The sequence below is a fragment of the Anaerolineae bacterium genome, assembly GCA_035529315.1.
Classification (GTDB): Bacteria; Desulfobacterota; Desulfobacteria; order Desulfobacterales; family ETH-SRB1; genus Desulfaltia.
In genome coordinates, this window is record DATKWZ010000042.1 from 1 (window position 1) to 13,944 (window position 13,944).

At 44.1% G+C, this 13,944-nt stretch carries 15 protein-coding genes; 10 read left to right on the plus strand and 5 right to left on the minus strand.

Features of this window, described 5'->3' with window-relative positions:
• The 10 genes from VMW78_08025 to VMW78_08070 all read left to right on the plus strand — a co-directional run.
• The coding region (locus VMW78_08025) for a type II toxin-antitoxin system Phd/YefM family antitoxin (GenBank protein HUV50949.1) at positions 1–223 on the plus strand (223 nt) is incomplete at its 5' end.
• A 127-nt stretch (positions 224–350) separates the two neighbouring features.
• Positions 351–1,724, plus strand: coding sequence for an FAD-dependent oxidoreductase (locus VMW78_08030; GenBank protein ID HUV50950.1), 1,374 nt, complete (start codon positions 351–353; stop codon positions 1,722–1,724).
• An 83-nt stretch (positions 1,725–1,807) separates the two neighbouring features.
• Positions 1,808–2,290, plus strand: a complete 483-nt coding sequence (gene moaC, locus VMW78_08035) for a cyclic pyranopterin monophosphate synthase MoaC (protein ID HUV50951.1) — start codon at positions 1,808–1,810, stop codon at positions 2,288–2,290.
• Positions 2,287–3,504 carry an MltA domain-containing protein gene (locus tag VMW78_08040; protein HUV50952.1) on the plus strand — a complete coding sequence of 406 codons (1,218 nt, stop codon included), beginning with the start codon at positions 2,287–2,289 and terminating at the stop codon, positions 3,502–3,504. The genes moaC and VMW78_08040 overlap by 4 nt, the downstream gene beginning before the upstream one ends.
• A gap of 100 nt (positions 3,505–3,604) precedes the next feature.
• Positions 3,605–3,925 carry a twin-arginine translocase TatA/TatE family subunit gene (locus VMW78_08045; protein HUV50953.1) on the plus strand — a complete coding sequence of 107 codons (321 nt, stop codon included), beginning with the start codon at positions 3,605–3,607 and terminating at the stop codon, positions 3,923–3,925.
• A gap of 3 nt (positions 3,926–3,928) precedes the next feature.
• Positions 3,929–4,687: a twin-arginine translocase subunit TatC gene (gene tatC / locus VMW78_08050; GenBank protein HUV50954.1), complete on the plus strand. Its 759-nt coding sequence runs from the start codon at positions 3,929–3,931 to the stop codon at positions 4,685–4,687.
• Between the two features lie 279 nt (positions 4,688–4,966).
• Complete coding sequence (locus tag VMW78_08055) at positions 4,967–5,419, plus strand: cytochrome c3 family protein (GenBank protein HUV50955.1); 453 nt, start codon at positions 4,967–4,969, stop codon at positions 5,417–5,419.
• 248 nt (positions 5,420–5,667) lie between these two features.
• Entirely contained in the window at positions 5,668–6,630 is a 963-nt protein-coding gene (locus VMW78_08060; protein ID HUV50956.1) for an ATP-binding protein, read from the plus strand.
• A 141-nt stretch (positions 6,631–6,771) separates the two neighbouring features.
• Entirely contained in the window at positions 6,772–7,947 is a 1,176-nt protein-coding gene (argJ, locus tag VMW78_08065) for a bifunctional glutamate N-acetyltransferase/amino-acid acetyltransferase ArgJ (protein HUV50957.1), read from the plus strand.
• Positions 7,948–7,971: 24 nt separating this feature from the next.
• Complete coding sequence (locus VMW78_08070) at positions 7,972–8,670, plus strand: pseudouridine synthase (protein HUV50958.1); 699 nt, start codon at positions 7,972–7,974, stop codon at positions 8,668–8,670.
• A gap of 51 nt (positions 8,671–8,721) precedes the next feature.
• On the opposite strand, the gene VMW78_08075 is transcribed toward VMW78_08070, so the two are convergent.
• The 5 genes from VMW78_08075 to ricT all read right to left on the minus strand — a co-directional run bounded on the left by VMW78_08075 (position 8,722) and on the right by ricT (position 13,937).
• Positions 8,722–8,964 (minus strand): hypothetical protein, encoded by a 243-nt coding sequence (locus tag VMW78_08075; GenBank protein HUV50959.1) that lies wholly within the window; start codon positions 8,962–8,964, stop codon positions 8,722–8,724.
• Positions 8,965–8,969: 5 nt separating this feature from the next.
• Positions 8,970–10,037 carry an iron-containing alcohol dehydrogenase family protein gene (locus tag VMW78_08080; protein ID HUV50960.1) on the minus strand — a complete coding sequence of 356 codons (1,068 nt, stop codon included), beginning with the start codon at positions 10,035–10,037 and terminating at the stop codon, positions 8,970–8,972.
• Positions 10,038–10,136: 99 nt separating this feature from the next.
• Complete coding sequence (locus tag VMW78_08085) at positions 10,137–11,327, minus strand: DegT/DnrJ/EryC1/StrS family aminotransferase (GenBank protein ID HUV50961.1); 1,191 nt, start codon at positions 11,325–11,327, stop codon at positions 10,137–10,139.
• A gap of 14 nt (positions 11,328–11,341) precedes the next feature.
• Positions 11,342–13,276: a methionine--tRNA ligase gene (gene metG / locus VMW78_08090; GenBank protein HUV50962.1), complete on the minus strand. Its 1,935-nt coding sequence runs from the start codon at positions 13,274–13,276 to the stop codon at positions 11,342–11,344.
• A 16-nt stretch (positions 13,277–13,292) separates the two neighbouring features.
• Positions 13,293–13,937, minus strand: a complete 645-nt coding sequence (gene ricT / locus VMW78_08095) for a regulatory iron-sulfur-containing complex subunit RicT (protein ID HUV50963.1) — start codon at positions 13,935–13,937, stop codon at positions 13,293–13,295.
• Between the last annotated feature and the right edge of the window lie 7 nt (positions 13,938–13,944).

Genomic DNA, 13,944 nt, shown 5'->3' on the forward strand with positions numbered 1-13,944 from the left:
GGCAAACTTCATAAAGCAGGTTCACGATACTAAAAGACCGGTGATAATTACACAGCACGGGAAAGGCGTCGCGGTCCTTTTAGGTGCAAATGAATTTGAAGCCATGCAAGAGAAAATCGAGCTTCTATCAGATATTCAAACCTCTCTCAATCAACTGGAAAAAGGAACGGGAATCAGCCATAAAGATGCAAAAGATAAACTATTAAAGCAAGTCCCAAAATGAGAATAATCTGGTCTCCTGGCAAAAAGAGCGATTTGAATGTGGGACATAATACTCGGACAGTCTCTTCGGGCGAAACATCAGAATTTCTATAGCTATCATAACACAGGTATTGTTCGGAGGCAAATCTATGGACTACGAAGTGATTATTGTTGGTGCAGGGCCTGCCGGTATCTTCGCGGCGCTATCCTTGGCGGAACTTGGCGTTGAGTCTGTTCTCTTGCTGGAGCAGGGGAAGGACCTGAAACAGCGCAGCCGCAAGAATGCTGAAGACATGCTCTGCGGTTGGGGCGGAGCCGGCGCATACAGCGACGGCAAGTTGACGCTTTCCCCTGAGATAGGCGGATTCCTGGGGGAATTCATTGACCAGGAGTCTCTTCACCGGCTTCTCAGCAAGGCTGATGGAATTTATGTCGCTCATGGAGCGCCGGGCCATGTCTATGGTGAGATGTCTCCAAAATTGGAAGCTTTTGCCCGCCGGGCCCGCGTTGCCGAGCTTGAGTTGATTCCCACGCGTATCAGACACATCGGAACCGAAAACTGCCGGGTTGTCCTGGACCGTTTGAGACACTCCCTTGCGGGGCGAGTCGAAGTGCGCACCAATTGCCGGGTCCAAAACCTTTTGTCAGAAAATGGCAAGGCTCACGGGGTGAGACTGGCCGATGGGCAGACCATTACCGGTCAGTTTGTTGTGGCCGCTCCAGGCCGGTCAGGGGCAAGCTGGATGAAGAAGGAGGCGGAGTCCCTGTGTCTTAAAACCAGGTCCAACCCCGTGGATATTGGCGTCCGTGTTGAACTGCCGGCCGTTGTACTCAGGGAAATGACGGATATCAGCTTTGAAGCGAAACTCATACACTACTCCAAGACATTCGACGACAGGGTGCGCACTTTCTGCATGAATCCCTATGGAGAGGTCGTCGCGGAAGAGTCCGCCGGAATCACCACCGTGAACGGTCACAGCTATGCCAAAAAAAGAAGCGAGAACACCAACTTTGCAGTCTTGGTGAGCAGCGCTTTTACTGAGCCGTTTGACGATCCCATTGCCTACGGGCTTTACATTGCGAGGCTGGCGAATCTTCTCGGCGGAGGCGTGATCGTTCAGAGGCTGTGCGATTTGCTGGCAGGTCGACGCAGTACCAAGGCACGTCTTGACCGTTGTCTTACCCGGCCAACTCTCGCCAAGGCTATACCTGGAGACTTAAGCTTTGTGTTTCCCTACCGGCACCTCGTGACCATTATCGAAATGCTTCAAGCCCTTGATAAATTAGCCCCAGGGGTATACGGACGCCACACGCTTCTTTACGGCGTGGAAGTCAAGCTTTACTCCAACCGCCTTGATGTAACGGCAGAAATGCAAACCGAGGTGACCAACCTGTTTGCCATTGGGGATGGGGCTGGTATTACGCGCGGCCTGCTTCAGTCTTCAACAAGCGGGATTATTGCCGGCAGAGCTATCGCAGAGCGGCTAAAAGGTAAAGAACAAACAGAGACAGGGGGAAGATAGGGAACGTTTGCGCTTTTTGACAAAAATGTTTAGTAAATCCGGGACGGTGTAATAAATAAATTAATCAAAACATGGGGTTTTCTATGCAGGAATTTACACACATTGACAAGCAGGGTAAGGTACGGATGGTGGATGTAACAGATAAGGCGCCGAGTTTGCGCATCGCTGTTGCCCAGGGGGTTGTTTCAATGAATCCTGCAACATTTGAAATGATTTATAATCAAACAATAAAAAAGGGGAATGTTCTTGAAACAGCCAGGATTGCCGGTGTTATGGCTGCTAAAAAAACCTCTGAGTTGATTCCGATGTGCCATCCGCTTAATATTACACATATATCGGTTGATTTTTTTCCGGAAAAAAAAGCAAGCTCCATAAGAATCGAAACAACGGCTCGTCTTGTGGGACAAACAGGGGTTGAAATGGAGGCCCTGACGGCCGCATCTGTTGCAGCGCTGACCATCTACGATATGTGCAAGTCATATGACAGGGAAATGGTTATTTCCGATATATATCTTCTTGAAAAGTCCGGCGGAAAAAGCGGTGTTTTTACAAGAAAGAAATCATGACTCAATTTTATCGTAATATAAATTGTTTTGTTCTCATATTTGTTTTGTTTGTTGGAGGATGTGCCGGTGTTAAAAAAGCTGCTCTCACAAGAATTTCTCCGTCAAAATATCCCGTGTTTGCAGATGATATGCTCTATGACGGGTTAGAACACAGCATCTGTAAAAGCATTTCATACCTTGAGCAGGTTCCTTCTGATAGAACCTTCATGTTCGGCAAAGACATCTTTACAACTGATCATCTGATTAAATCCCTGCAGTGTTTTTTAGCCTTTATTCAGACAAAACCATCGAAACATGATTTGAACGGATTTATAAGGTCTAATTTTCTGGTTTACGGTTCTACTGAAAATAATGGCGGGAATAATGGATCAGGAAATGTCCTTTTTACAGGATATTACGAACCAATATTAGAAGGCAGCCTGATACAGAGCGACGAATTCAGATTTCCGGTTTACGCATGGCCTGATGATCTGGCTGTAATCGATCTTTCGCTGTTTTCTCCAATGTTTTCGGACAAAAAGATAATCGGAAGATACTTTAAAAATACGGTTGTGCCTTACTATGAACGCAGAGAAATTGAACATCAGGGTTGTCTTGAAGATACGGCCGAGCCCATTGCCTGGATAAAGGATCGGGTTGACCTCTTTTTTCTTCAGATTCAAGGTTCCGGGAAAATCTATCTAAATAACGGAAAAACAATTAATGTTCATTATCATACCTCAAACGGCTGGCCGTATAAAAGCATAGGAAAATATCTGATTGAAAAGGATAAAATACCAAGATCAGAGATGTCCATGCAGAAAATTCGAGCTTATTTGCGGGATAATCCAAAAGAGCTTGACACGATTTTGCATTACAATCCCAGTTATGTGTTTTTCAAAATAGAAGATGACGGACCCCTGGGCTGCCTTAATGTCAAATTGACTCCAGGCAGATCCATAGCATTAGACAGAAAAATATTTCCAAATGCCGCCCTGGCCTTTATTGAGACAAAAAAGCCGTTAATAGACGGGGCAGGCAGGATTAATACATGGAAAGACTATAATCGATTTGTGTTAAACCAGGATACGGGCGGGGCAATTACCGGGCCGGGCCGGGCGGATATATTTTTTGGAAACGGCATACATGCTGAAATAGCGGCAGGCCACATGCAGCATCCAGGGAAACTGTTCTTTCTTATCCTAAAGCCTGATGCTGTTGATAAAACCGATTGAACCGCGTTTAGCCAAGGCATTTTTTGCAATATAGCTTGACACTTATGGGCAAAATCAGTACGAAACAAGCCTGATAACTTTATAAAAAGGAGTTTTATTTATGTTCGGCATCGGCATGCCTGAAATGATTTTAATACTGGCTATAGCCCTTATAGTTCTTGGCCCCAAAAAACTCCCGGATCTCGCAAAATCCCTGGGCCGTGCAATGCGCGAATTTAAAAAGGCTACAACTGAATTAAAAGAATCAATAGATGTAGATAATGAATTAACTGATGTAAAAAAAGCCTTTGATGGCATGAATGATGATATCAGAAAAAGCGTGGATGTAAATATTGATTTTGACGATAAAGCTAAAGAGGTCTCAACATCTTCAACAGATAAAAAAAGCAAAAAGGAACCTGAAGAGGAAGAGGATCTTTAAAAGATGACTGAAAATGATGAGACCGAGAAAATCCCCTTTACCGGCCACCTGGAAGAGCTGAGAAAGCGTCTTGTCATCTGTTTTATAGCTGTCGGCATAGGGTTTGTTCTTTCATACGGGTTTAAGGAAAAATTATTTGATATTTTATCTCATCCGCTTATATCGGCGATGGGCGCAGATGACAAACTGATTTTTACAGGTCTGCCCGAGGCTTTTTTTACCTATTTAAAGGTTGCTTTCCTGTCCGGCTTTATGCTGGCAGCGCCGGTTATTCTTTATCAATTCTGGATATTTATAGCTCCGGGGCTGTATCAAAAAGAAAGGCGCTTTCTTATCCCGATAGTTTTTTTATCCTCTTTTTTCTTTGTTGGCGGGGCGCTATTTGGATATTTTATTGTTTTCCCGTTTGGTTTTAAGTTTTTTTTAGGGTTTGCATCTGAAACAATTAAGCCTCTTCCCTCCATGCGTGAATACTTAAGTTTTGCTTCCAAATTACTGCTTGCCTTTGGACTTGTTTTTGAGCTTCCGCTTATTATTACCTTTATGGCTAAACTTGGTATGGTTTCGGTAGAATTTTTGAAAAAAAACAGAAAATATGCACTACTGTTGTTTTTTGTGGCCGCTGCCATCTTAACTCCGCCTGATGTTGTAACGCAGATAATGATGGCTGTTCCTTTAATGCTGCTATATGAAATAAGCATAATCGGCGCCAGAATCTTTGGAAAAAAAGCAAAGGAAATCGATAAGGTTTCTTCAAAATAGGAGACCTTTGAAAAACGCTTAATTTTGTTCAAGTTTAAGGAAGGCGAATTTTTTAAACGTAGGAATACATTGAGTATTTCGAGGCTTAAAATTTGAGCCTGACACAGAAATTGGGCAAAAGAGGGCGTTTTGCAAAGGTCTCAACAGCAAAAAGTTCTAATATAACGGACTGTTGTTTGTTGTTGACAAAACTCATTATGCTTGGTAAATGCACTAAGCGTAATTTTAGTTATTATTGTTTTTGATAAATAGATATATGGAAGGAGGTGAAGTATATTTATGCGTAAAAAATCTCTAATAATTATGGCTATTTTCGGCATCGCCGCCCTGTTTGTTGCTACCGTTATTTATGCCGGCACCACTGTTCCTGATGTTGTCAAGATGGAGAACAAAGCCTACAAACATAAAAAAGGTGTCGTAACATTCTCCCACAAGAAGCATACCACGGATTATAAAGCAGGCTGCGGAGAATGCCACCATGATGCAAGCAATAAGCCTCTTAACAGTCTCAAAGCAGGAGATAAGGTTCAGGGTTGCATCGAGTGCCATAAGAAACCTGGTGAAGCACCTAAGGGAAAGGATGCGCCGAAGTTATCAAAGAAACAAAAATTGGAATACCATGCCGAGGCGCTTCACGACAACTGCAAGGGTTGCCATAAGGAATTCAACACGAAAACCGGCACAAAAGCAGCGCCTACAACCTGCGCAAAGTGCCATCCAACAAAGAATTAGTAAAAATCTGCAGGTTTATAATACAAACATGGCAAGCATAATAAACAATGCTTGCCATGTTTTTTTATGCCCCATCCTTCCTCTCGTTGCATGCCTTTGATCAGAAAATGCAAAAAAGCTTTTGAGTCTGTTGGAATGATATAGTTTTTGCATTTTCATTAAAAACAATGTTATATATATATAAATTAACTCTGAACTTGTTTGTTTTATTAAGCAAAATAAATTTATGGTGATAAGGAGATTAGCATATGATTAAGGGAATTACCGCTCAGGACCTTAACAGCGAGCGTTTCATTAATGACAAGGTCAAAGAGATCCAGCTCTCTGTTGGAGACGGGATGGCGATCAATGCCCTGTCCGGAGGCGTTGATTCATCCACGGTCACAATGCTCGGCCATAAGGCGCTTGGAAAACGCCTTAAGACTGTTTTTATCGAAAACGGCCTCATGCGCGAGGGAGAATCAGAACATGTTGCGGCTCTTTTTCAAAAGTTAGGGGTTACGGTCGAAGTGGTTGATGCGCACAAAGAGTTTTTTGCCGCGCTCAAGGAGGTTGCCGACCCGGAAGAAAAACGCGAGGCAATTACCCAGACCTTTTACCGAAACGTATTTGGACACATTGTCAAAGAAAGTGGGGCAAAACACCTTCTTCAGGGAACTATACTGACAGATATCGACGAGACCGTCGCAGGGATAAAACGACAGCACAATGTCTTTGAGCAGATCGGGATCGATCCGCAGGAAGCTTTCGGATACCAAATCCTTGAGCCGCTCATTCAGCTTCGCAAGGACGGCGTTAGAAAGATTGGCAAGGCTCTCGGGCTTCCAGCCGAGCTATTCGAGCGTATTCCGTTCCCGGGACCGGCCCTCTCGGCACGCGTGATAGGCAAGGTAACCCCTGAGCGCATCGAGACGGTCCGAAAGGCAACCGTCGTTGTCGAGCGATTACTCAAGGACACCGGTGCATTTCAGTATATGGCAATCCTTCATGAAGACCGCGTAACAGGGATGCGCGAGGGCAAACGCGATTTTGGCCAGCAGATTGAGGTGCGTTGCTGGGACAGCATCGATGCGCGAATTGCAACACCGACTAAACTCTCGTTCGAAATCTTAGAGAAGCTCGCCAACGAGATTATCCGCGATGTACCCGGCATCGTAAGCGTCACATACAACATAGCAACAAAGCCCCCTTCAACAATCGAAGCGGTTTAACGACAGTGTTTAGATAAAATCATTTCAGGTTTTAAAAAATAATTGATTTACCTCTGTGTGCTCTGTGGTAAATGTTTACAACCGCAGATAGTTTGTTGCATAATATTGGAGTATTACGACGAAATGAATACTATGAAAAAAATATTGTGCCCGGGCTTTAAGGCCGCAGGAATTGCATCCGGGCTTAAAAAAAACAGCGAAAAGGACCTTGGACTGATCTTTTCAACGGTTCCGGCAAATGCAGCCGCGGTGTTTACAAAAAACAGGGTGCAGGGCGCACATATACTGCTTGACAGAGAGCGGATAAAGTCCGGGCTATGCCAGGCCGTTGTTGTTAACAGCGGCAATGCAAACTGCTGCACAGGCAAACAGGGAATTAACGATGCAAAAACCATGGCAATGCTTTGCGCATCTGAACTTGGAATTTCCGAAGAGATGGTGCTTGTGGCTTCAACCGGGGTTATCGGCGAACCATTGCCGATAGAAAAGATTAAAAAAGCATCTCCGGGCCTTGTTAAAGCTCTTGCGTATGAAGGATTTTACGATCTTGCCAAAGCCATGATGACAACAGATACCGTGCCGAAGATAGTTTCAATCCAGGGAGATATTAAAGGCAAAACCTTTACAATAACCGGAATAGCCAAAGGTTCCGGAATGATATGCCCAAACATGGCAACAATGCTCTGTTTTATATGCACAGACATTAAAGCCTCTTCCGCGTTTCTGAAGAAAGCCCTCTGCTCCGCAACCAAGCGATCCTTTAACAGAATCACCATTGACGGCGATATGAGCCCTAATGACACAGTCATTATTATGGCAAATGGTGTGTCAGAAGCTGTTGTTCAAGGTTCCATTAAAAACAATTCATTTCAAAGGGCCCTTAATGAAGTCATGATCACCCTTGCAAAAAAGCTGATAAAAGACGGAGAAGGGGCGACAAAGCTGGTCGAAATTATCGTAAAAGGAGCGCTGTCAGACACAGCCGCCTATAAAATTGCCGGCATTGTAGCGAATTCAAATCTTGTAAAGACAGCCTTTTTCGGAGAAGACGCAAATTGGGGAAGAATTGTTGCAGCAGCAGGCAGAGCCGATGTTCCTGTTAACCCTGATAAGATTGATATCTTTTTTGATGATATTATGATGGTTAAAAACGGTTTGGGATGCGGAAAAGCCTCTGAAGCCGAGTCAACAAAGGTGCTTAAAAAACCCGAGTTTACCGTGTTGATCGATCTTCATCAGGGCAAGGGTTTTTCTTCGGTTCTTACCTGCGATTTCTCCATTGATTATGTTAAGATAAATGCTGATTACAGGTCTTAGTACACATATAAAAATATGGCATTGATGCGATTGCAAAAATTTCTCTCAATGGCGGGACTCTGTTCCAGAAGACACGGAGAAAAATATATAACCGATGGAGATGTTAAGGTAAACGGCAAGGTTGTAACTCAACTCGGCACAAAAATAGACCCGAAAAAGGATCGGGTAGAGGTTAAAGGCAAGCATATAGAGTTTAAGCAGGATCTGGTTTATATAGCTCTAAATAAACCCAGGGGCTATGTCACAAGCTGCAAACAGCCGGGCGATAAGATTGTGCTCGACCTTCTGGATATTTCAGGGCGCGTTTATCCGGTTGGACGTCTTGACAAAGATTCAACAGGGCTTTTGCTTTTAACAAATGATGGAAATCTGCATCACAAGCTTTCGCATCCTTCCTTTGATCACGAAAAAGAATATGAAGTAACAGTGGCAAGCCATATAACCGATGGAGCTCTCCTGAACATGGCAGAGGGCATGCCGATAAAGGGGACAAAAACCAGACCCGCGGAAACAAAAAGAATCTCCCCGACACAGTTTCGGATTGTGCTTAAAGAGGGCAGAAACAGACAGATACGCCGCATGGCCGGAAAAACAGGAAACAATGTCACGCACTTAAAGAGGATAAGGATCGCGAATATAAGGCTTGGAAGGCTTGCCACAGGAACCTGGCGCTATCTAACTGAAAAAGAAAAAGATGCTCTCTTAAAAACAACAGGCATCTGAAATCAGCAGGTCAGAACCAGGATATATTGAGCATTTTTCAAAGGTCTTATATTATGTTTGACCGATTACCCTGGCGACAGGGATGGAAACATTTTCCCTGTTTATTGAAACAATCCCTGCCAATCCGCAAAAAAGGATATTTTCACTGCACGGAAAAAAGACTAATGAATTGCCCGGAACACTGGCCGGATTTTTCCCAAAATAGACTTCAGCCAGAAGAAAATAAAGGGCTCTGCTGTATAAAGACCTGCAAAAACCGGATAATTTTTCTTTAATTTTAGTTGACCGCGGCATCTGTTTTACATCCTCTGGTAGAGATCTTTTATCTTGTCTCTGGTCATTATTTTCTTCCACCCGGCCCCTAAGGCGTTTTCCCAGAGCGGCTCGAGAACAAGGGCAACATCGACCATTTTTTCAAGCTGATCCTTTTCAATGCCTGCAACAATGTTGCGCGGAAGGCAAACAGCATGTTTGTCCGCCATCCTGCGAAACTCATTAACCCCGTCGGGATAGTATTCATCAAGATAGTCAAAAACTATGCAGTTGCCTATTCCGTGGTGAATACCAAGCACAAAAGAGAGTCCGTATGAAAGGGCATGACATATTCCGACCTGAGAATAGGCAATGCTCATCCCTCCACAATATGAGGCCATCATCAGTTTGTCATCGCTATCAGCGCCGCCATCCAAAAAAACCTCTCTGCAAAGCTCTAAAGCCTTTCCACCATAAGCTTTGCTGAAAGCATTAATATATGTGCCGTTTAACGATTCCACGCAATGTATGTAAGTGTCCATGCCTGTATAAAAACGCTGGTCAGCCGGCACGCCTGCAACCAGCTCAGGATCAAGCACAATCTGGTCAAACACCGTATGGTCTGAATTTATTCCCAGCTTTTTTTCAGGACCTGAAAGAACTGTGGTGCGGGACACCTCGGCTCCTGTCCCTGAAAGGGTGGGAATGCCGACATGATAAACCGCTGGATTTTTTATTAAGTCCCAGCCCTGGTAATCTGCGGCAGAACCCGGGTTTGTCAGCATCAGAGAAACCGCCTTGGCAAGATCCATGGTACTTCCCCCGCCTATGCCGACAACACCGTCCGGCAGTCTGTCTGAATACTCCTTAACACGCAGTGTAAGATCGTCAACATAAGCTGTTTTAGGCTCATCATTAACATTAACCCATATTATAAAATCCTTGTTTTTTGCAGAAATCCTTTTTGCCGGCCAGCTTTGCTTAAATACATCATCGACTAAAAAAACAATAAAAGAATCATCCTTGCTGCGCTTTTCAGCAAGAATATCATCAAGCTGATTAAAGCAGCCCCTGCCAAAAACAACCCGTGAAACCATTTTGAAATTACGAAACATATAACCACCCCTTAGAACTTATTTGTTGTGTTTTGTTCACCACGAAGAGCACGAAGAAATTATAAAAGCATTAATTCTAATCTTCGTGTGTTTTGTGGTTTAATGTTTGCCTATCACTTCAACAATCTTATTTATCCGCTGCCTAAGCTCATCCTCTGTCCATGAAAGTTTTATCAGCATTGATATGGTTCTGCTCATTATTTGATCAGATTGAGGAAGATCTATATTTTCATAGTCTGGGCGATTTTCGAGCAGCGCGACAGGCAGCCTTGCCGCAGATTTCAACTTTTTCAAGTGATCCCACCGCCTTATATAATGCCAGTTGTTGTCGTACCAGTAGAAACAGGCGTCAATTCCCGCGCTTCCGAGTTTGCCTGCGATCTTGCGAGCCCTTGATTCGTCCGGAAGAAAAAAGGAAAGAAAAGTAGCTGTGTCCCCTTTTTCATCAGGTATCCTTCTAAAAGTGATCTCAGGAAACTGCGACATGGCATCTTTTATGGCTTTTTTATGCGCCCGCTGTTTTTTCAGGATATAATCCATCTTTCTCAACTGGGCCAATCCAACAGCCGCATTCAGCTCGCTGATCCGAAAGTTTGTTCCAAGGATCGGATGGCTTTCAAGCCCCCTGTCGCTGCCTGTATGATCATGACCATGGTCGGCATAACCTTCAGCTATTGTATAAAGCTCTTTATCGTCGGTTATAACCGCCCCGCCCTCGCCACATGTAATGGTTTTAACAGGATCAAACGAAAAACAGCCCATTTGGCCGAATGTGCCTAATGCTTTTCCGTTAAGGGAGCCGCCAATAGCCTGGCAGGCATCCTCTATCAAAACAAGCTGTTTTTGGTCGCAAAGATCTTTTATTTCATCAATACGAGCCATTGAACCGCACATGTGAACCGGCAACACAGCCTTTGTGCGCTGGGTAATAACCGCATTAACAGCATCGGGATTAAGACACAAGGTCTCATCTATTTCAGCAAAAACCGGCACAGCGCCTGCTTCAAGCACAGCCTCGATAGTTGCTACAAATGTAAAGGGCGGGACAATCACCTCGTCTCCAGCCCCCACTCCGCATGCAGCCAGGGCTATACTAAGCGCGGCCGTACCGCTGGAACACAAATGACAATGTTGTGCTGCGGTCAGTTTTGACAGCTCTGCTTCAAAAGCTTTTGCCTTCCAGTGGCCTTTTCGCGCCTGGTCAAAACCATAGCGGAATAACACGCCTGTATCGAGCACATCCTGAACCTCTTTCCGCTCCTCATCCCCAAATATTTCAAAACCCGGCATTCTAAATCCTCCCTTCAACCCACAGGTGTTCCCGGCTTAACATTTCTGTCAACCGTTACTAAAGAACAACCCTTGTCATCAACACCAGCCAGAACCATTCCGTTTGAAACTATTCCCATTATCTTGGCCGGCTTTAAATTTGCAACCACAATTACCTGTTTCCCGACCAACTCTTCAGGTTTATAGCTTGCGGCAATACCTGCTACAACGGTCCGCTTTTCTCCCAGATCAACCTCAAGTTTAAGCAGTTTTTTTGCCCTTGGAATCGATTCTGCGCTAAGTATTGTAGCCACCCTGAGATCAATTGCGCCGAACGCCTCTATGGGTATCTCGGTTTTTAAGACAGACAAGAGATCTCCGTCAGCCGACTCCTGCTCTGCTTCAGCCTTATTCTTTTTCAGGTCAATTCTGGGAAAGAGGGTGATCCCTTTTGGAAGCTCTATGCCGGACTTGATTATTTTCCATGTTTTAAGAATGTCGAGATTATTAAAGCCCCCTTTTGTAATCATGTCCGGGTCCACGCCAAGGTGCTTTTGCATGTCTGCGGATGTGTCAGGCATGATCGGTGAAATAAGGCCTGCTATTACTCCAAGCCCGTTAAGAAGATTTGAGATTACAACCTGCAACTGTTTTTGGCTGGATTTTTTCTTTGCAAGCACCCATGGCGACGTAACATCGACATATCTGTTCATCTTGGCGATTAACTCCCATATTGTCACAAGAGCTTTATGAAAAGCAAAATTTTCCATGGCCTGCTCATATTCGGAAATTGTGGCCAGGGCATCTGATTCAAGACCGAGCTGAAATTCGTTTTCAATTTCCGCATCAACCTCCGGGACTATGCCTTTGAAATATTTATGGACCATTGCAATAACTCTGGAAAACAGGTTGCCAAGATCGTTTGCCAGATCCGCATTGATTCGCTGAACCAGCGCCTGTTCGCTAAAATTGGAATCAAGCCCGAATACCATATCCCGCATCAAAAAGAACCTGAATGCATCAAGCCCGTAAACATTTTTTAGCTGAAGCGGCCCTACAACGTTCCCAATACTTTTGGACATCTTGCTCTGGTCAACATTCCAATATCCATGAACATTAAGATGATTATACATTGGAATGCCGGCAGCCTTGAGCATGATGGGCCAGTATATACCATGAGGCTTGAGAATGTCCTTGGCAATTATATGCTGGACACGCGGCCAGAATTTTTTAAACAGCTCTCCATCAGGATATCCAAGAGCTGAGATATAGTTTAAAAGAGCATCAAACCATACATATGTAACATAATCTTTATCAAACGGCAGGGTAATTCCCCATTTAAGCCGCTTCTTTGGGCGTGATATGCAAAGATCTTCAAGGGGTTCGCTTAAAAATGCCAGAACTTCATTTCTGTATCGTTCAGGTCGAATAAAATCAGAATGCTTCTCAATATGATCAACAAGCCAGTCCTGATAGCGGCTCATCTTGAAAAAGTAATTAGACTCCTTAATGGGTTCCGGTTCAATAAGATGGTCAGGGCACTTTCCGTCAACCAGCTCGCGTTCAGTAAAGAAGCGTTCGCATCCAAAGCAATAGAGCCCTTCATACTCGCTAAAATAAATATCGCCTGCGTCGTAAATTTTCTGCAGAATCTGCTTCACAACAGCAATATGGGCTGGATCGGTAGTCCGGATAAAACAATCATATTTAATGTTAAGCTGGTGCCATAGCTCTTTGAAAGCATTGCTTATTTGGTCCACATAGGCCTTGGGGCTTATATTCTCTTTTTTAGCGGCGCGTACTATTTTGTCCCCATGTTCATCTGTACCGGTTAAAAACAAGGTTTCATTGTGCCGCATAAAATTAAACCGGCAAACGACATCGGCTGCAATAGTAGTATATGCATGCCCAAGGTGGGGCATTGCATTTACATAATAAATAGGAGTTGTTATGTAAAAAGGTTCGGTCATTTTCCCTCCTGTTTCTTTATAATCTATCCTTTTTAGATTCATATGTAAGGCAACACATCAGCCTGCCGCACAGACCGGAAATCTTCGTTGAGTTTAACGACAGCTTCTGATCCTTTGCCATACGTATAGAAACCGGTTCAAACGTATTCATGAATAAGGAGCAACAGATTGGTCGTCCGCATCTTCCGATACCACCGATCATCTTGGCCTGATTGCGTATTCCGACCTGTCTCATCTCAATCCTGACACCGAACTGGTTGACCAGCATTTTAACGAGTTCACGAAAGTCAACACGACTATCGGCCGTAAAAAAAAAGGTCAGTTTGCTGCCATCAAAGGAGTTTTCAACAACAAACAGGTTCATTTTCAACTTTAGCTCATTGATGCATTGAATGCAGAATGCTTGAGCCGATTTTTCTTTTTCAAGGTTTTTCTCTCGCTGCTCGAAATCTTTTTCATTAGCCAGACGAAACACCTTTTTAAGCGGCCTGTCCGATAATCGTTCACAACCCGGCACGGGAAACACCGCAACTGTCCCAAAACAAAGACCCTGCTCTGTTTCTACAACCACACAATCTCCGCGCTTAAGAACAAATGCACCGCTGTCAAAATCGTAAACCTTGCCAAAAGAATTAAATTTTACTCCTACAATCTTTGCCATAATTATC